Origin of the sequence: Vibrio xiamenensis (assembly GCF_900100015.1) — a bacterium.
GTDB classification, from domain to species: Bacteria; Pseudomonadota; Gammaproteobacteria; order Enterobacterales; family Vibrionaceae; genus Vibrio; species Vibrio xiamenensis.
This window is the reverse complement of sequence record NZ_FNDD01000021.1, coordinates 1-20230: the sequence shown is the minus strand read 5'-3', so window position 1 is coordinate 20230 and position 20230 is coordinate 1. Positions and strand designations below refer to the sequence as shown.

Here is a 20230-nt window from a genome sequence, read left to right as displayed (position 1 = left end):
TTGGTTAAACCTCAAGCTACAGGCGATACACACCGCCAATAATCGAGACTTTTACGACAGCGTGCGGCTAGAGAAACGTCAAGCGGTCAGCAATTGTTTTTGGTCGTATTCTCGCTGCGCTTGCTCAATCTCGCCTTGATGGATCACAAGCCATTCGTAGACTTGGCGAAAGGGTTTGTAAAGCGTTGTGCCAAGTTCGGTAATGCGATACTCCACCGCCACTTGCGAGCTTGGAATCACATGACGTGAGATAAGACCATTACGCTCTAATTTGCGTAAACATAGCGTAAGCGATTTTTGCGTTATGCCCTGCAGCGCGCGTTTAATCGCGTTAAAACGCAGCGGCTGATTGTTGAGCAGCGTCAGCACCATCATTGACCATTTGTCTGAAATTTGATCAAACAGTAAACGGGTTGGGCAATCGACATCAAAACAGGGTAAATCAGGCGTAGTATCAAGCATGGTTTCCTCGAGATATTTCTGGCTGGCATAAGTGCCTCAGCGAATTCCTAAATGGGAATCGACCGAAGGGTTAATCAAACCTTTAGAAGCAACTGGTTTCCTCAATGATACCTAGTCACATCCAAGTGCGTGATTGACACTAGGTATATGAATTATACTATGGAGTCTTCAAGGCTTCCAACTCGGAGTGATTTCATGTCTAAGCTCAGTACTGACGTACTATTTCGTCCTTTTCAACTCAAATCTCTTACGCTAAAAAACCGCATTGTTATGGCGCCGATGACGCGAACTTTCGCCACCGACGGTATCCCGGGGCAAAATGTCGCCGACTATTATCGTCGCCGCGCCGAAGGTGACGTCGGGCTGATATTGTCTGAAGGCACCGTCGTGGATCGCCCAGCAGCGGCCAATCACCCAAGCATTCCGCATTTTTATGGTGATAAGGCGCTATCTGGTTGGCAAAACGTCATCAATTCTGTTCATCAAGCAGGCGGCGCGATGGGGCCGCAACTTTGGCACGTTGGCGCAACACAATACCCCAATTTAGATTGGAAACCTGAAGGTGGCGAAGAGAGCCCTTCTGGCTTAAACGCAGCCAACAATCCACTTGGCCACGCCATGAGCGAAGAAGACATCGCTGACACCATTGCAGCTTTTGCTAAATCTGCTGCCGCAGCGAAACAACTTGGCTTTGATACCTTTGAGATTCACGGCGCGCATGGCTACTTGATTGACCAATTCTTCTGGCCTGAAACCAACCAGCGTAAAGACGCCTATAACGGACTCTCTATCAAACAGCGCTCTCGCTTTGCTGCAGAAGTCATTGCTGCAATGCGCGCCGCAGTGGGCGAAGATTTTCCAATTATCCTGCGTGTCAGCCAGTGGAAACAGCAAGATTACCAAGCAAAACTCGCCAACACACCTGATGAAATGAGCGACTGGTTGCTGCCGCTGGTTGAAGCGGGCGTGGATATTCTTCACTGTTCACAGCGCCGCTTCTGGGAACCGGAATTTGCCGATATTGACGGCGAGCAAGGACTGAACTTTGCAGGTTGGGCGAAAAAACTTACCGGTGCAGCGACCATTAGCGTCGGCTCTGTTGGCTTAAATCGTGACTTTTTATCGCTGTTTACCTCTGGTGAAGGTGCAGACAACAGCAATAACTTCGCCAACCTAATTCAACGTATGGAAAACGAAGAGTTTGACTTAATTGCTGTAGGACGCGCATTAATCAGCGATCCAAACTGGGCAACGAAGGTCAAGCAGCAGCGTATTGATGAACTGACTCAATTCGAAGTATCGGCGCTGGGTAGTTTAGTCTAATTACTTACCTATTCGTCTTTAACACAACCAAGCTCGCCTCAAGCGGGCTTGGTTGTTTGTCTCTTCCCAACCTCACCTTCCCTCAACCTCACCTTTCACCTGCGGCCTGAATTTCAAGCCTTGAACACTCAAGCGCTTGATGTAGTTAACTTTCAATATACTCCGTATAAGTGACGTTAAACAACGTAATTTAAAAACAAACTAACTCCACCAAAACGATTTAATTTTTAACCTCACAAATCTTCAATCACTAAAAATTTCGATACACAAACATAGAAAACCAGTGTCATAACAATAGATAATTGAAAACATGTTTTAAAAAATTATGGCCTACATATCAATGATCGCATCACGCCCATTATTCGCAACTCATTCAACCAATCAATTTTAAGACAAATAAAAATGTGTAATTCTTATTCCATTTTGGTAGTTTAATTACCAATAAAACTGCCCTATTCTTGTTCGCGATTTGCAGCGCTAATCCGAGCAACGGACATAACCAATGATAAAAATAGTGTTCGGTCACACGGAAGTCGTGACGGATTTAGAGCCGATAAAACATTTATAACTGCTTCTATAAGAGAGATTTCAGTCCCATGAAAAAGGTATCTGGTCAAAAAGGATTCAACCAGCCCAACAGTGAACGAGACAATGCGCTGGTCGATGTGGTGCTCATTGGAGGAGGTATCATGAGCGCAACGCTCGGCACCTTCATCCAGCAATTGGAGCCCAACTGGAGCATAGAAATGTTCGAACGTCTTGATGACGTCGCGCAAGAAAGCTCAAACGGTTGGAACAATGCTGGAACGGGTCATTCCTCCCTCGCCGAATCGAACTACACACCAGAGACGCCCGATGGCGAAGTGAAAATTGGTAAAGCGATTGATATATATGAGCAATTCCAGCTATCACGCCAATTTTGGGCCTACTTAGTTGAAACTGGACTGATTAAAAACCCCAGCTCTTTTATTAACAGCGTGCCGCACATGAGCTTTGTGGCTGGCGAAAACAACGTCGAGTTTTTGCGTAAACGATTCAAACTATTAAGTTCGAAAGCGTTATTTGAAGGCATGGTGTACTCGGAAGATTTCGAGCAACTTACATCTTGGGCACCATTGTTAATGCAAGGGCGCGATCCGCAGCAGCCCATTGCCGCAACACGCTCACGCTTTGGTACCGATATCGATTTTGGCGCGCTCAACCGCCACTTGATCGACATTCTAAGCAGCAATCAAAATTTTTCTCTTAAACTGCAACATCAAGTGCAAACATTAACCCAACTTGCCGATGGCACATGGAAAGTGACTGTTCGCGATCTCGCGAGCCAAACCAAACGCACATTACACGCCAAATACGTGTTTATTGGGGCTGGCGGCGCTTCATTAACCTTGTTGCAAAAATCCGGCATTCCAGAAGCGAAAAACTATGGCGGCTTTCCGGTTGGCGGCCAATTTCTGGTGACAGATAACCCCGAGATCGTTAAAGCACACCAAGCAAAAGTGTATGGCAAAGCCCCAGTTGGCGCGCCGCCGATGTCAGTTCCTCACATGGATACGCGCATTATTGATGGCAAACAAGTGCTTTTGTTTGGCCCGTTTGCAAGCTTCTCAAGTAAGTTTTTAAAACAAGGCTCGTTGCTTGACCTGTTTGGCTCGGTCTCGGCTTCTAATCTATTGCCTATGACTCAAGTAGGCCTTAAAAGCTTTGACCTTATCAAATACTTAGTTGGGCAATTACTGCAGTCCAATGACGATCGTATCAAAGCGTTACGCGAATTTTACCCTGAAGCTGACGCAAAAGATTGGACGCTACTGCAAGCAGGTCAACGCGTGCAAATCATCAAAAACGTCCCAGGAAGTGGCGGTGAACTGCATTTAGGTTCGGAACTCGTGCATGCAAGTGACGGCAGCTTGAGCGCCCTACTTGGCGCTTCGCCTGGCGCATCAGTATCAGCTTCCATTATGTTGCAATTGCTTGAACGCTGCTTTGCCAAACAGATGGCCTCAAGCCAATGGCAACAAAAAATTAAACAGATGATCCCATCTTATGGTTCATCTTTAGAAACCAATCCTGAGCTAAACCAGCAGATATTGTTAGCGACGAGTCGCACGCTGCAATTGTCACAAGACTTAGTCGAAATACGCAGCCCAGACCATCCTCCCGCCAGCGAAGACATCATTGCCGCTGTTAATTAAGTTTCTCTATAAAAAAACCGCCTTAATTGGCGGTTTTTGTATTCTACTCTCATATTCAGTGGCGACACCAATAAAATGGGAGCAGGATATAATACTGGAAAAACAATACTTTAAATATAAGCGCACATTATTGTGAGGCGATAAACTTCATATTAACATCAGTCAATACTCTCAACTCAAAATCTTCTTCGCTCATGTTACAATTTGATAAGCACCAAATTATTCCTCTTGATATTCGACAGCCAAAGCAAATTGAATCTGCATTAACCCAATATAGAAATTTACTAAATAGCGGGGATGCTTTTCGAAATGAGCTTTTTGATATTGAATTTATTCATCAAACAGAGCAAGAGACACGCCGACTACAGCCAAGCGATGCAGGCGAAAACCTGACATTATTAGTTAAGGCACTGTCGATGGGCCAAGATGGTGGTAGCCTGCCTACTGACATAGCGCAAGAAGACGAAATTTATCTTTCCGAAGCCATTTTGTTCGCTGCCGCGCTGCAATATCCTGAGATAAGACCTGCCGTGGTTGACGCAGCGCAGGCTATAGTGGCTTATTGTCGACGTGAGAACGATACCAGCAGTATGTGGCTCGATGACATGCGTGTATTTGGTATTGAAGCGCTTTACATGCTGGCGAAAACAGATCTGCAATACGCCTACCTCGTTAGCCAATTCTTTATCCCTTACTGGGATGATGAGCACGCAACACAATATGAAGAGTACCTTGCTGATTTGTTAACATCCCACGGCTGGTGCCCAGAGATGATTAAAGCGTTTATTTGGTGTGACAATACAGAGTTTCGCTTTTGTATGTTCATGCACGATGTTTATACAAGCGATCTTGCCTATCAACCGCTTGGTGAATATTTGCAGCAAAACCCAAACCAATATGCTGATTTTAAACAACAAGTGATTGCGCGTTTTAAATCAGAACCAGTACTGCTGAGCACTAATCATATCGACGAAGATGAAGATGTCGAAGCAGAGCTTACCAAGCATCACCCTGTTGTGTGGTTATACACCACACTGTTTGCCTACACGGAAGATGATGATGACGGCAAAGCACAAGACAAGCTAATGCAGCAGCCATTTATGGACAGCACATTAGAAAAAGAAGCCTATGACCTAGAGCAAGAAATCAGAACTCAAGTCACTGGCGCGTTAGTCAAATATTCACTAAGTGCATTCGTTTCACGTGACCGATACACTGAATACAGCACAACGCGCGAGCGCCGTTATGAACTCAATTTTGGCATCGATTTACTCAAGCCTTTAATTTTAGCGATGCCACAAGGCGCGCGTTTATGGCGCTATGTTGAAAATGGTAGTGAAATCGACGCACTTGAGGCTATAGAAGAGATTCAACTGCTGCCTTTTGCCAAGCAACATAGCCTGCAAATGAGTCTCTACATGGAAAGTAAGCTACATGAGTGGCAAACCAATAATGCTGGCATCGCCGAACAGTTACACGACGTGCTTGAGTTGGTGCGCTGTGATTTACTGGTTAACTGCTGTGATGATGAAGATAATGACATAGAGCAAGCTACCCTGCCGGTTAGCCTAGCGCCGGGTCAATCACTCTATCAAGCTCGGGGACAGCAATATTTGCGCGTAGTGGATGTCTTTTATCATGTTCTTGGCAAACATGAGCTCGGCAAATATATGATGGAATCTGTTACCGAAAGTCGAGAAGAGCCACTCATTTCCCATCAAGACTACTATCGTCGTTATAGTCAGTCTGGTGAAAATGGTGCCAAGCAGAAAGAAATGCAGGCGATATTCGATATTTTTACGGAGAACGATGAGCTGCTATTTAACCGCCATTTTGCGCGAGTTAACTCAGGTTTACGTGCATCACGTGAGCTTTGCCATCCAAAGCATTCGCAAGAGCCCAATATGGGCTTTTTCGCGCTGGCAAGTTATCAGCTCTATATGGATACCGAGCAAAATATTGCTGATGAAGTGACAACCGCGCTAGAAGACTATCTCAATCAGAACAATATTTGGCAGCAAGCCGCGGAAAAAATCCTCAATAAGTGCGCTGTTCAAGGCAGCACACCTATTCCAAAAGAGACCGATTTAACCGAGCAAGATATTGCACTCGTTTACGACTATTTTACATCAAAGCATTCAGAGCAAGATCAAACCAGCTTAATCGCCTTATTGACCCCGGCTCTGGATCGTAATGATTGGTGCCGCGGCGACATCTACCTCAGTAAATACAGCGAATATCAACCAAGCTACGGCTTTTTAGATGATCACTACGATGATTTTCAGCGCTTTACCTTAACAGCTTTTTGGCTAAGACAATTATCACTGCCAGATAGCGAACTGGCTGAGCGGCTATGGCAATTTTTGGTCGCCATCGCTCCAGTGCGCACTGCGCGCAATATTCTACGTGCATACTCAGATAATCCATACAGTGTTGAATTCGAAGAGAGCGAACACGTGACTACGCTCAAACAACAGCTGATTGATGCGGGTATCGATTCTGGCGTACTTGGCGCCTATGAAATGAGCCACTATATCCATACCACTCATACCGATGAGTATGCACAATGGCTGGATGATTATAGTGCGATTACTTATAGCAAATACAATCCGTTCTCAAGAGCTAAGCGTAAACAAGCCCTAGCGCTAGACCAAGGTTTAAAGCTAATTAGTGAAAATCAAAGGATCGATTTTTTACACCACGCAGCACTGAAATATCCTGAGATTAATTTAGATATCATTCACGACGTTAAACGTGCGCTACGTTTGGTCATTGAGCTAAATATTTGCTCATGGGAGTTCGCATTAGCGCACGAATTTAAAGATGTATGTCTTTATATTGGTGAAACAGAACGGGTAGATAAAAAGCTAAAAAGACCGCTGGTGATTAATGAGCTCACAGTCAGCGATAAACCTTGCCACATCGACAATATGACATGGCTAAATGTCACTGTTGTGCAGGAAATCGATGACCACTATCAGGTGCTCATGGCAGATAGCGACTATGTAGACCACCTTAAAACGCGCATAGTAGAGAGTGAGCAAAATACACTTGATGCTAATGACCTCTGGCTTGGCCGTGGTCACATACTGATCCTTAATGGCACAGCTGACCGCCAAGTGTTGATAGAGCGAGCCATCGCCCTTCAAGATCTTAATGCGCGTATTGAATATGTCTTTGAACAAACGCTAGCTTACCTAGATGGGAATGTTGACTATGCGAGCATCGCCTCTCTCTATGCGATGAACTTACGTACACACAATTTCATTCCAAGCACAGAAGAATATAGGCATTACAGCTTAAGCCAATTTATTTGGATGCTGGGTAACGAAAAAAGAGACCGCCTCGTTAAGTTATTACTAAACCACGACTACCGCGGTTTCAAAGTCCTTGAAGGCGAGCATGAAAAAGCATGGCGCTTACATCAACTCAAGCGAAAAGCGATTGATTTCAACCAATATCTAAAACACGAAAGTAATGATGAGATTGCAGAGCAAGGCATGAGCTTTTTGCTTAACTGGCTTATTTCACTGGAGATTAACCCAGCGCACATCACTCTGTTTTGTATTAAGCGCACGAAGTTTAGTGCTTGCTGTGAATTCATTCACCTCCATGCCAGAGGTGATTATGGCGACTTCACGCAAACTCTACGTTACCTCAAAGCACAAAATCGCGCTAAGCTGCCAGAAATACTCAGTCTTGCTGATGATAACGAAATCCTGATGCAAACACTCAGTAACGATAAATCCAGTGCGGTAAAAAATGCAGTAGAAACATGGAGCCATTAGAACAAAAATCCTACCGCTAAGAGTTTTGGATTTAAACTAAACGCCCTGCTTAAGGTATTCTGGCTCAGTGGCGTTCTTGAATTGGGAAGTGTTAGCTTTATTTAGTTGACCACTACAAACTGTATACACGAGCACCAATGCTCAATTCTGCTGATGAAATGTTTTTCTCCAACGGTTCGGGGTAACCACATAGCGCTCTTTGAATTTATCGCGGAAGGCTAAAACTGAACTAAATCCAGTTTGAGCCACGATTTGCTCAATAGATAGATCGGTAGACTCGAGCAAATCCTGAGCCAAATTGAATCGTTCAGCCGCCAACCATTCTCCAAACGCCATTCCTGTTGCCTTATGAAATTTGCGGGTAAAGGTACGGCGAGTCATCATCACAGATTCCGCAAGTTCATCCAGAGTATATTTATGACCAATATCGTTTCTGATTCTATCCATTAACTCATTGATACGAGAATCCGATGTCGTAATCGGTATCGGTTGTTCAATAAATTGTGCCTGCCCACCGTCTCGATGAGGAGGAACAACCATTCTTCTGGCAACACGATTGGCAATGGTGCTGCTGTAATACTTGCGAAAAACATACAAACAACAGTCAATGCCGGCTGCAGTTCCCGCCGATGTAATCACGCCACTATCTTCTACATATAACGCATTAGTATCGAGCGACGTTTCCGGGAAACGTTGAGTGAAATCTTGCTCCAGTTCCCAATGCGTTGCAGCGCGTTTTCCAGCTAATAATCCAGCATAAGCCAGAACATAGCCACCAAGACACAGACCGACGATTAGTGCACCTCTGGCATATGCTAGGCGTAACGCCTCAATAAGCTGAGTATTAGGCCGTTCATCAATCGTTCGCCAATAAGGAACAATGATGATATCCGCCTGTTCCAGTGAGTCGAGTTTGGCTCGGGTATGAATCTCCATTCCGATATCAGACAAAATAGACCCCTCCTCTCCCGCCACAAACTGGAGGTTAAAGAAAGTTTCATGCAGGGTATCAGGTCCGAATACGATACTTGGGACCGAAATATGAAATGGGCTGAATCCATTAAACACAATGACCGAAACATTCGGTATTTGCTGCATTGTTTTGGACGATAGAGTTTTGGGGGAGAGCGTTCTGGTAGACATTCGCTTAAGCCTGATTGTAGAGCTACCTGTGAGGATAGCTCTACACAATCATATTTGAAAACTATAGAGTAACAGTCTCACCATCTTCCGGAATATACACGAAATCATTAAGTAAATTGACTTCGACATAAGCACCAAGCTCTTGTCTGGTCACTAGTGCGTGGTTTACTGCGCCCATATGGGTTGCAACAATCTTTGCCTGAGGAAGAACAACGTGGGTTTTTAATACATCTTCTTTACCCATGATGATCGGGCCATAGCCAATCACATGAGCCCAACCCGTATTCAGAATGACCACGTCTGGCTGTTCACGTTTCATCGTTTCTTCTACCGCCTGTGTCCAGATAGTATCTCCGGCCAGGTAAAGCTTTTGTTCATCGGCGTGAGACAATATAACGCCGGTTACTTCAGCCAGCATGTCGCCTAGTACCTTATTTTCGTAGGCTGCGTCAGAGCCATGTTGACAACCCGTACGCGTAAAGGAAATGCCATTGTAATCGGTCTCTTCAGAGAAAATCTCTACATTAACAAAACCTTGGGAACGGAGAATTTGCTCATCACCTTCGTGTTGCACAAAAATTAACTTATCTTTAGGGATCACATTGACAGCGGTTTCATCCCAATGATCGGGGTGAGTGTGGGTCAACAACACCGCATCAACATCAACGATTTCGTCGATTGAGAGCGGCAACTCAACGGTTGGGTTGCGTACGTCAGCATTTACTGTACCTCCAAAGCCCGGGTAAGTGCCTTTTGGTGCCAGCATGGGATCGACAAGAAATTTCTTTCCTGCATAGTCAATAATTTGGGTTGCGTTACGAATTTGAGTGATTTTCATCATATTGCTCCAGAATGGTTTTTGTGGAGCCATTTTATGCAAGGAAATATAGCCACAAAAGTGGCTATATGGACACATATGGATACTATCGGGACAAAATGATATCACTCTTGCAAAGAAACGGGATTCACCTTTTATAACTTTGGAAAGATACGATTACCGTACATATAGCAGATAAGTCCAAGTAGCATGATACTAAGGCCCACAAAATGCCACCAATGAACTGGTCTTATCGGCATCTCAATCAAGCCAAAGTTATCGATGCACAAACCCGCCGCTAATTGCCCAATAATGAATAAGAACATCACATTAGTAATACCAATTTTTGGAGCGAGAAATATCGTGGTAAACACAAAAGCTGCACCGATTAATCCTCCAAGCCATTTCCAGGGAGGTTGCTGAACAATATTGACAGCAAAGCCATTCCAATTCGCATAAACAGCAGCAGCAATACCGAGACATAATGCGCCGACAGCAAACGAAATAAACGCTGCAATCAATGGTTGACCACCGACTCCTGAACTCAAGCGACTGTTTATAGCAGCCTGAACAGAAAGCCCCGCACCGCCAGCTAATGCCATCAAAAAATATAAAATATGCATTTGTTAAACCAACTTACAACAGATTGGAAATCATTGAGGTCCTCGTCTTCTTTTATAGCAGACTAACGAGACAGTCGATTAACTAGTATTTTCCCTATATCTAAAGCAGATGACGGATTCTGACCCGTGATCAATTCCCTATCAACGACTACGTGACTCGCCCATTTTTCACCGGCCTGAAACTGTGCTCCAGCATTCGACAAAGCGGTTTCTGGCGTAAATTTCATCTGACCACCGTTGAACATGCCTTTGGCAGCCTGTTCTTCGTTATTGGTAAACGATACCATTTTATAGCCAGAGTAAATCCAGCCAGAGTCAGTGACCTTAGGGTTACTTTCTAACTTAGAGGTATACGCTTTGGCATCTGGCAATGCCGATATCAGCGCAATAGGCCCATGACAAAGTAAAGCTGTAGGCTTCCCTTGTGCATGAAATGCTCTCAGTAGTTTACCCATTTCTGGACTAACAGAAAGATCCTGCATTGGAGCATGACCGCCAGGAACAAATACCGCGTCATATTGGTCATAACCAATTTGCTCGACTCTGGATAAACTGATCACCGGAGACTGTTCTGGGTCAGTGAGTTTAAGCTGTTGTAACAACTTCAAATGTTCATCAAAAGCTTGTTGGTCGCCACCAAAATCTTTTACGCTGGCAGAATGCTTATCCATAGTGGGAGCATTACCAAGCGGTGTCGTAAAAGTAATCTCGTCACCAGAATCCATCAGCAATTTAACGGGCTGCATTAATTCATTCAGATAAAACCCTGTTGAGAAATGCTCACCATCTTTTAGTTCGAGTGAATTACTGTCAGATAATACCACCAGTACATTTGCCGCATTTGCCATTGAGCTTGAGGCAATAAGAGCGGTAGCGACGACTATTTTTCTTAAGTTATTCATTTTCGATAACTCCAACCTGTTAGCTTAGTAACGCATCTCGTATTGCTTCACCGACACCAGCCGCTGATTGTGGGTTTTGGCCAGTGATTAACGAGCCATCAACAACAACGTTGTTTGTCCAGTCTTCTGCTGCCTGATGCAGAGCACCGCGCTCTTTCAGCGTACTCTCTAATAGAAATGGCACTGCATCAACCATGCCTACCGCGTGCTCTTCAGAATCGGTGAATGCCGCCACTTTCTTACCAGCAACTAAATACGAACCATCACTCAGTGTGACATTCACTAGCGCAGCAGGGCCGTGACATACCGCCGCGACAACTTGTCCCTGCTCATACATTTCACGTGTGATAGCCAAAACTGCTGGGCTGTCTGGGAAGTCCCACATCGTGCCATGGCCACCGACATACATAATTGCACTGTAGTCATCTGAGTTGACATCCGCTAACGCAGGGCAAGCGTTCAATTTGTCCTGAAATGCTTGGTCATTCCAGTAGTGCGCATTGATGGGGTCTGCTAAATCCACACCATAAACGGGTGGCAGGCCACCTTTAATCGACGCAAATTCAGTAAAGATACTGGCCTCTTCCAAAACATGGAGTGGATGCGTTAATTCCGGCAAATAGAAACCAGAGTCTTGGCGCCCTTGGCCTAAGTCTTTGTGGCTGGTCAGAACAAAAAGAACGGGTTTGATTAAATGCGATGATGAAGACATGAATAACCTCGAAAAATGATTAGCGAGAATACCCTACCCTTCAAACAGTTAGGGTAAGGTAAGATAAAGCCCGAGAAATGGGTTAGCGAGCAACGCCGCTGTACGGTAGATAATCCGTATAACCGTGTTCATCCCCACCGTAGTAGAGAGACTGATCCGGTTCTTCGATTGGCCAGCCATGACGATAGCGTTCAACTAAATCTGGATTAGAGATATATTTCGCTCCAAACGCAGCCAGATCGATAGTACCGTCAGAAAGTAACTGATTGGCTTTGTCCAAATCCATCCCGCCAGCTAGGATCAATGTTCCCTTATAGGCTTCACGGAATTTTTCTAAGAATCCGTCTGGCATAGCATGAGCACCACGGCTCGCTTGGTCCATAATGTGAACATAAGCGATGCCACGGTCATTCAGTTCACGAGCCAAATGCAGGAAGGTCTCTTCTTCTCCCTCAAAATCGCCCAGATCGTGTAAGCGACCAAAAGGAGAAAGGCGGATGCCGACACGTTCAACACCAATGCGTTCAATACACGCATCCACCACTTCAAGTGCAAAACGCACACGGTTTTCAACCGTTTCACTGCCATACTGATCTTGGCGATCATTAACAGCCGCATTAATAAACTGCTCGACGAGATAACCGTTCGCACCGTGAATTTCTACACCATCAAAACCCGCTGCAACGGCATTTTTGGCAGCCTGAGCGAAATCAGCGATCACATTCTGAACTTCTTCTGTGGTCAAACGATGAGGTTGACTCGCAGGGACAAAACTTGGTTTTCCATCCGCATCATAACCAAACGCGCTACTATTCTTGGCTTGCTTATCCGTTGAACTGACTGGAGAACCGCCTTCTTTTTGCAGCGATGTATGGCTGATGCGGCCCACATGCCATATCTGAGTGAAAATAAGGCTGCCAAGATCATGAACGTGGGCCGTCACTTTACTCCAGGCATCAATCTGAGCCTGATTCCAGATCCCAGGACAATCGACAAAGCCACTCCCTTGCTGACTGATTGGCGTACCTTCGGTCACAATTAGTCCTGCATCTGAGCGCTGACCGTAATATCGAACCGTGCTGTCATTAGGTACATTACCTGGAGCTCTAGCTCGAGTCATAGGGGCAACAACGGCACGATTTTTTAACGTTTTGCCATTTAAATCATAGTCATCGAAAAGCACTGTCATTCGATTTTTCTCCTTAGGTTGCAAAAGAGTAAGGTAACAGTGCCATGCTAGAGAAGGGATACTATTAAAGGAATAGCGATTTGTTTATTAACAATATAAATGAAATTTATATCAGAGATGAGGTAACAGGCTAACTTCCAGACAGAGCGCTCGAATCCAGCGATGAGCGGGATCTCGATGTGAACGTTCATGCCACGCCATACTTTTAGTAAAACCAAAGACTTCCAATGGCGTATCCATAATAATTAAATTGTCGTGACGACACGCTAAGCGCCTTGGTACCACGGCAATCATATCGGTAATTCTTAACACTTCAGGCAGTACCAAAAAACTATTTACTGATAGTCCGATATTACGGTGGAGCTTCATTGCAGCTAATGCGTCATCAGTTGCTCCCCAAAAGCCGCCTTTACTGGACACCAAAATATGTTCTAAAGAGCAAAATTGCTCCAATGTGATGCGGCCAGAAATAGCCGCCGGATGATCAGCCCGCATCATACATACATATTGCTCTTCGTATAACGCACGACCGTGTAACTCTTCAGGCGTAGTTTCTGGCGTCACCAATGCCAAATCCACTTCACCTTGTTCCATCTGCCGTGCAAGACTATCTTGGTTTACAGCAATAACGGCCACTCTTATTCCAGGAGCCTGCTTTTTAAGTTCAGACATCAGTGGCACGATAACAGCTTTCAGAGCATAATCTGTCGCTGCGATCGTGTATGTCATTGTTGCTGTTTGAGGCTCAAAATGGATGGGCTGTAACAGGCGATTAATATCAGCCAGAACCTGTTTTATTGGACTAGCCAAAGTTATTGCTCGCTCTGTCGGAACCATTCCACGCTGAGAGCGAACAAAAAGCGGGTCATCAAAATAGTCTCGTAAACGAGTCAGCATCGCGCTCACGGCTGGTTGAGTCAGCATCAAACGTTGAGCAGCTCGAGTCACGCTTCCTTCATCCATTAATGCATCGAATGTTTTTAGCAAATTCAAATCTAAATTTCGGATGTCATTATTCACGTCAGTTAAATACTCCTGCAATCATCAGCATCTCTAAAATGGAGTGATAATCTATGTTGTCGACAATTCTTATTCGCACTGTTTCAATGTTTTTTCAATGACTTTTACTACTTGATCATAGCGCCTCGCAAGTTGTGAATGACGTTTATAGACCAAATAAACAGGCTCTTTGACGTTCTTTTTAATATCCAATACTTTCAATTTATCCCGGTCGGGAAATAGACTCACACAACATTTGGGTACCACTGTAAAACCGATGCCTTTTGAAATTGGCACCAAAATTTGGTGGATCTGATTGATATAACTTTGAGTAGAAACACCATCGAGGTCGAATTTTGATAAATCAGACTTCGCAGCATACGTTTGAAAATAGTGCGCCAAATCTGGATGGCGTATAACGCCAAGTTTTGCCAGCAGCTGATCAAAAGGTAATTCTGTGTTTACTGATGCCGGAACAACGAAAACCAAAGACTCAGTGCCAATCACCCTGCTGTCAAAATACTTAGAATTGGGCAATTTAGTCACTAAACCAATATCAAGTATTCCATGTTGTATCTGCTCAAAAACTCGATGATTTGGCGTGGCTTCAAGTTCAATTGAAAGATTGGGGTATTCAGATTGCAATGAAAGCAATTGCGGATACAGTAGCCAGGCAAAAGTCCCTGAACAACCTATGGTGCAACGACCACTAAAAGGTTCATCCCTTCCTAAATCCTGTAATAACACAGCTTCTTCTTCAATTCGTTTAAGAGCAAATTGATACACTTTTCGGCCATAAACCGTTAACTCAAACTGTTTGTTGAATCGTCTTATTAGCGGATAGCCACACGCCGATTCCAGTTTATTTACATGCTGGCTAACGCCAGGCTGGGTCATATTGAGCACTTCTGCCGTACGAGTAAAATGCCCCGTCTCAACTAGAGTTTTAAACGTATTAAGCCAAATAGGATTCAGCATTTTAATAACCAGTATTTATCATAACAAGAATATTTAATAATTTTTTATTTAGTAAAGCAACTTTTAAAATGGCATGACAATTGAATCCTATAAGGAACTGTTTTATGTCAGAGACAACCACATACCCAAGAACTTTCTCCCATATCGGTATCTCAGTACCCGACCTAGAAAAAGCGGTTAAGTTTTATACCGAAGTGCTGGGTTGGTACTTGATCATGGAACCAACCACCATTGCAGAAGACGACACGCCTATTGGTGAAATGTGCACTGATGTTTTTGGTCAGGGATGGTCAAGTGTAAAAATCGCCCATCTATCTACGGGAGACCGAATTGGCGTTGAGATTTTTCAGTTTGAAAATGCAGAGAACCCAGAAAACAACTTTGAATACTGGAAAACAGGCGTTTTTCACTTCTGTGTACAAGATCCTAACGTAGAAGACTTGGCTGAAAAAATCGTTGCTGCCGGCGGTAAAAAACGTATGAAAGCACCTCGCTTTTACTATCCAGGTGAAAAGCCCTACCGCATGATTTACATGGAAGACCCATTCGGAAATATCCTAGAGATCTACAGCCATAGTTACGAATTAACGTATTCAAGCGGTGCGTATAACTAAACCCACCAGAATAAAAGGAACGGAAAATGAAAGCTGTCATCTATCGACCAGAATTGGACCGCTTTGTAGTCAAGACTATCTCAGAGCCAAAGTTAGAAACGCCCTTCGACGTTATTGTCGAAGTTCATTCGGTTGGACTCAATCCAGTGGATGCCAAAATTAATCATTGGTTTGGTATCACCGAAGCGGGTAATCGTGACATGGTTGGTGGACTTGATGTCTCTGGTGTGATTATTGCTAAAGGGAGTATGGTTAACGATTGGAATATCGGTGATCATGTTCTCTATCATGGTAATATGCGCCGCCGTCAGGGTGGTTTTGCTGTATTTTCCGTTCATGACTCTCGCACATTAACTAGACATCCTGACATATCCGATATTGAAGCGGCAGCATCGCCTTGTGCAGGATGGACAGCCTATCGGGCACTGAACGATAAGTTTCACCTTGCGGGTAAAAGCAGTATTGTTATCTATGGGGCAAGCGGCGGTGTAGGCAGTTATGCGCTGCAACTGAGTCGCTATTTTCAACTTGAAACCATCATTGCTGTTTGTTCCGAGCATAACTTTGATTACGCTACATCATTAGGTGCAACACACTGTCTTGATTATCGGGATCTACAACTTCTCACCAAAGTGAACACCATCGTCGATAATCAGGGCGTTGAATGTGTGCTGGACTGCGTCGGTGGCCCGGCGCAGACAAATTCGTCCTCAATGCTTGGCTTTGACGGACAATTAGTCGAGCTAGTCAGCACCATTGACTCAACCCAACACCAAAGTGCATTTGACCGGGGTTTGACTTTGCATCAGTTAAGCCTTGGGGCTGGTCATGTTAATGGTGAGATAGGCAGGCAATCGATCACTCAAGCGGGTATTGCGTTGAATCGCATGCTCGAGCAGAACATCGTTATATCTCCGCCAACCACTGTACTGACCTTGAGCGATATTCCACAAGCCTTGAACCAAATCAGGCAGGGGCATTCGCGCGGAAAATTCGTCGCTAAGATTTAACGTCAGCTTAGATATAAGCCTGAATTATAGCCTTTATCTTTTATTGTGATTGGAGCAATAACCAGAATAAAAGCATGATATCACCATCTTCGAAACAACGTGTTTTCACTATTCAAACATGAGGAATGTATTATGAGTGACATCATCTGGCCTGAAGGCTTTGTACCCGGTTTTACTGACAACTTCTGTTCAAATGAAGTGATTGTGGCTGGTCTTTCAACTAACGATATTTGGCCATTACTTAACACACCAGCATTGTGGCCAACTTACTACGCAAACTCAGCTAATCCTCGCTTTTACGACGACAAAGGGCCTGAGTTAGAAAATAACGTTCGATTCTATTTTGAAACTTTCGGCTTCCCGGTTGAATCAAAATGTGTTGAACATGTTGCGCCAGCAGAGGGTCAACCTGCACGAGTTGCATGGCATGGCTGGTCAGGCGAAGGTGACACTCGTTTAGATGTACATCATGCCTGGTTAATCGAAGATCTTTCTGACAATCGAGTTCGCATCCTGACTCAGGAAACCCAAAATGGTAATCCAGCGAAAGAATTAGCGGCAACTAAACCAAACCCAATGATCAATGGCCATCAGGAATGGTTAGACGGTTTGGTTGAAGCAGCCCGCAAAGCAAAGTAACGATGGGTTTACACCAATAAATTCAAAAAGCCGCTCTCAAGGTCATTGAGGGCGGCTTTTTTACTCTATATTAAAAATAACCATATAAAACAATAATCTCTGATTATGGCAAATATTAAAAACCTCGATTTGAATCTTCTCCGCGTCTTTGACACTTTGATGGATGAGAAAAACGTCTCCAGAGCAGCTGAAAAACTTTCGGTCAGCCAGCCAGCAGTCAGTGGCATGATGACCCGCCTGCGACACAGCTTGGACGATCAGTTATTTATTCGTAGTCAACATGGCATTGTGCCGACCATTCGTGCGCAAGAGCTTTCTGGGCCAATAAAAAGGCTTCTTAGAGAACTGAATGCTGTTTTAGAACCAACTCTGTTTGAACCACAGACGGCTGAACTCACCCTCTCTATCGCGGCCACCGATTATTCTCTGAGAGCCATTGTCGAGCCCTTTTTGCTTACATTAAGGGAACAAGCACCTAGCATAAAAGTCTCCGTTCGTTGGATCAATGAGCATGTGCTTTTCGAACAAATGGAACGCGGAATCATAGACCTTGCGTTAACCACGCCAGAAGCGTCTCCCGTGGATTTACGCGCCAAAACCTTATTTGAGGAGACTTATGTTTGTGTTCTCAGAGACGAACACCCCCTGCTTGAAGCTAACACCTTAACCCTTGAGCAATTTTGTAGTATCGATCATGCGATTGTGTCTTATGTTGGTGGTGCATTTGAAGGGATGACAGATCAAGTACTGCGTTCACTGGGTAAGCAGCGTCGTGTCGTGCTGTCCGTCCCAAGTTTCCTATCACTGGTCAGTATTTTAAAAACCAGTGATCTTTGTGCCGTAGTCCCCAAGCGACTTATCACAAATGTAGAGGGACTCACCACAGTAAACCTTCCATTCGAAGTCCCTGGATTTACAAAAATCATGGCGTGGCATGAAAGAACGCATGACAGTGATGCCCATCGATGGATCCGAGATTCGATTGTTAAGCTGTGTAATGAGCTTTAAATACCTTCAGATATTCAAATCAGTGATGACGACAATAACAAAATGCAATTAGAGTTATAACGCTCGATCGGTCATGATTTAAACCAATAAACACTCTTTTCATTTTGTTAATTTTTCTACCGACATGACAGGATTTGAAATATGAAAAACGTTGCTTTTCTGGGTTTAGGCGCAATGGGCGTTCGCATGGCCGCTAACATTCTCAAAGCGGGCCATCAGGTTACAGTCTGGAACAGAACCCCTTCCAAAGCAGAAGAACTTGTAATTAACGGTGCCAGATTGGCTGACACGCCAAGTCAGGCGGCTCAGGATGCAGACTTTATTATCGCAATGGTTCGAGACGATCACGCATCCAAAGAAGTATGGCTGGATCCTGATACCGGCGCTTTTGGTAGCATGAAAAAAGGCGCAATCGCGATAGACAGCTCAACACTCTCGGTTAACTGGGTAAAAGAACTCAATCAGCACGCCTCTGAGCGAAATATTCCCTTTATTGAAGCGCCAGTTTCGGGCACCCGACCACAAGCCGATTCCGGACAATTGATTTATCTTGTCGGTGGCAAACAAGAAGCTTATGAAAACAGTATAGAGTTACTGGAAACCATGGGCTCGGTCATTAACTACACTGGCGAAGTGGGCAATGGTGCATTAGCAAAACTTTGCACTAATACGCTACTAGGCATGCAAGTTGCTACCTTAGCTGAGCTGATTTCAACGTTACAGCGTCAACAAGGTGCCGATATTGTAAAGATCATTTCGGCACTCTCATCAACTGCTCCGTGGAGTGCTTCTGCAAACGGAATATCGGCCATGATGCTGAACCAGATGTTTGCTCCGATGTTCCCCATTGAGCTGATTGAAAAAGATTTCTCTTACACACTGGAAGCAACCGGATATACAACACCTGCCATTGAAGCGGTACGTGATGTATTCAGAAAAGGGATAGACAATGGGATTGGGGACGAAAACATGACAGCGGTTATTAAGTTGTACCAATCCTAATAGATTCATTATACAGAATCATTTATTAGTACTTGACTCTGTATCCTTGTAAACACAAATACAAACTCCTTGCCCCTACTACCACTCTTTTCATTATATACATCAGAAAAAGTGTCGAAAACTCGGTAACACAATTTGTCACTGAGTACTTAAGTTAAAATGGAATGGGGCATGCTTCGTGCTGGTGAAGACCTCGCTAGAACCTGGATAGACAGTTTTGTTAATATAATATCCGATTACCTAAAATATAGAGAACTCGAGATCTTTGGCCAATTTTTGTTGACTCGCTCAATGGTAGTCCAGAGCGCTTTCTCGATAAACTCTAATCTGAGTAGTCATCCAACATTAAGGGAGTAATATGAATAAATTGAAGCAGTTTCTTTTCTATCTGATTTGCTTTGGTGTTGTTTTCAACCTTTGCGGATTCTTTGTTCTAGGTTGGCAACAAGGATCAAGTGTTATCGTTATGATTATCACATCTGTCTGACCTGCTCCCCTTAATCTAGTCCAGTCTACACTTAGTAATGTTCATCCAACCAAGGAGATGATGAACATGAAAAAGCGATTCAATGAACAACAAATCATTGCCATTTTAAAGGAAGCGGAAGCAGGTATCCCCGCCAGAGAGCTTTGCCGCAAGCATGGGATATCGGATGCGACGTTTTACACATGGCGCAAAAAATACGCAGGACTGGATATCTCTGAAGCCCGTCGCCTTAAGGCACTGGAAGACGAGAACGCTCGGCTCAAAAAGCTGCTGGCTGAGACACTGCTGGATGCAGAAGCACTTAAAATCGCTCTTAGCCAAAAGTACTGACCGTCGAGG

Annotated in this window: 17 protein-coding genes and 1 pseudogene; 9 read left to right on the top strand and 9 right to left on the bottom strand. The window is 44.3% G+C overall.

All coding sequences use genetic code 11. The features are described 5' to 3' along the window. Positions 1–78: 78 nt before the first annotated feature. The gene (locus BLS03_RS16105; protein WP_093276237.1) at positions 79–462 is read right to left on the bottom strand and encodes a winged helix-turn-helix transcriptional regulator; all 384 of its coding nucleotides are present in this window, start codon (positions 460–462) and stop codon (positions 79–81) included. Between the two features lie 195 nt (positions 463–657). Between BLS03_RS16105 and BLS03_RS16100 the strand changes: the two genes are divergently transcribed. From BLS03_RS16100 to BLS03_RS16090, 3 genes are all read left to right on the top strand, one after another. Continuing rightward, a complete protein-coding gene (locus BLS03_RS16100; protein WP_093276235.1) occupies positions 658–1785 on the top strand; it encodes an NADH:flavin oxidoreductase in 1128 nt (375 codons plus the stop codon). 596 nt (positions 1786–2381) lie between these two features. Beyond that, positions 2382–3980, top strand: a complete 1599-nt coding sequence (mqo, locus tag BLS03_RS16095) for a malate dehydrogenase (quinone) (protein WP_093276232.1) — start codon at positions 2382–2384, stop codon at positions 3978–3980. 416 nt (positions 3981–4396) lie between these two features. Continuing rightward, complete coding sequence (locus BLS03_RS16090) at positions 4397–7768, top strand: hypothetical protein (protein ID WP_245696723.1); 3372 nt, start codon at positions 4397–4399, stop codon at positions 7766–7768. A gap of 141 nt (positions 7769–7909) precedes the next feature. Here the strand turns inward: BLS03_RS16090 and BLS03_RS16085 are convergent, their stop codons facing one another. The 8 genes from BLS03_RS16085 to BLS03_RS16050 form a co-directional block, all read right to left on the bottom strand. After that, a complete protein-coding gene (locus tag BLS03_RS16085) occupies positions 7910–8911 on the bottom strand; it encodes a GlxA family transcriptional regulator (protein ID WP_093276226.1) in 1002 nt (333 codons plus the stop codon). A gap of 61 nt (positions 8912–8972) precedes the next feature. Continuing rightward, positions 8973–9752, bottom strand: coding sequence for an MBL fold metallo-hydrolase (locus BLS03_RS16080; protein WP_245696722.1), 780 nt, complete (start codon positions 9750–9752; stop codon positions 8973–8975). A gap of 131 nt (positions 9753–9883) precedes the next feature. Continuing rightward, positions 9884–10351, bottom strand: a complete 468-nt coding sequence (locus BLS03_RS16075) for a DMT family transporter (RefSeq protein ID WP_093276219.1) — start codon at positions 10349–10351, stop codon at positions 9884–9886. A 62-nt stretch (positions 10352–10413) separates the two neighbouring features. Further along, entirely contained in the window at positions 10414–11253 is an 840-nt protein-coding gene (locus BLS03_RS16070; RefSeq protein WP_093276215.1) for a type 1 glutamine amidotransferase domain-containing protein, read from the bottom strand. Positions 11254–11272: 19 nt separating this feature from the next. Next, entirely contained in the window at positions 11273–11965 is a 693-nt protein-coding gene (locus BLS03_RS16065) for a type 1 glutamine amidotransferase domain-containing protein (protein WP_093276211.1), read from the bottom strand. 82 nt (positions 11966–12047) lie between these two features. Then, positions 12048–13154, bottom strand: a complete 1107-nt coding sequence (locus BLS03_RS16060; protein WP_093276207.1) for an alkene reductase — start codon at positions 13152–13154, stop codon at positions 12048–12050. A gap of 111 nt (positions 13155–13265) precedes the next feature. Continuing rightward, positions 13266–14174, bottom strand: coding sequence for a LysR family transcriptional regulator (locus BLS03_RS16055; protein ID WP_093276203.1), 909 nt, complete (start codon positions 14172–14174; stop codon positions 13266–13268). A 69-nt stretch (positions 14175–14243) separates the two neighbouring features. Beyond that, positions 14244–15131, bottom strand: coding sequence for a LysR family transcriptional regulator (locus tag BLS03_RS16050; protein WP_245696721.1), 888 nt, complete (start codon positions 15129–15131; stop codon positions 14244–14246). A gap of 104 nt (positions 15132–15235) precedes the next feature. Here BLS03_RS16050 and BLS03_RS16045 point away from each other — a divergent pair, with 104 nt between their 5' ends. From BLS03_RS16045 to BLS03_RS16015, 6 genes and pseudogenes are all read left to right on the top strand, one after another. Then, on the top strand, positions 15236–15745 hold the full coding sequence (locus tag BLS03_RS16045) for a lactoylglutathione lyase family protein (protein WP_093276193.1): 510 nt from the start codon (positions 15236–15238) through the stop codon (positions 15743–15745). Positions 15746–15771: 26 nt separating this feature from the next. Continuing rightward, positions 15772–16755, top strand: a complete 984-nt coding sequence (locus BLS03_RS16040; RefSeq protein ID WP_093276190.1) for a zinc-binding dehydrogenase — start codon at positions 15772–15774, stop codon at positions 16753–16755. 132 nt (positions 16756–16887) lie between these two features. Beyond that, complete coding sequence (locus BLS03_RS16035) at positions 16888–17394, top strand: SRPBCC family protein (protein WP_093276188.1); 507 nt, start codon at positions 16888–16890, stop codon at positions 17392–17394. A gap of 105 nt (positions 17395–17499) precedes the next feature. Beyond that, positions 17500–18402 carry a LysR family transcriptional regulator gene (locus tag BLS03_RS16030; protein WP_093276184.1) on the top strand — a complete coding sequence of 301 codons (903 nt, stop codon included), beginning with the start codon at positions 17500–17502 and terminating at the stop codon, positions 18400–18402. A 141-nt stretch (positions 18403–18543) separates the two neighbouring features. Further along, positions 18544–19404 carry an NAD(P)-dependent oxidoreductase gene (locus tag BLS03_RS16025; protein WP_093276180.1) on the top strand — a complete coding sequence of 287 codons (861 nt, stop codon included), beginning with the start codon at positions 18544–18546 and terminating at the stop codon, positions 19402–19404. 553 nt (positions 19405–19957) lie between these two features. Then, positions 19958–20215: pseudogene (locus BLS03_RS16015) on the top strand (transposase); the annotation flags it as partial. Between the last annotated feature and the right edge of the window lie 15 nt (positions 20216–20230).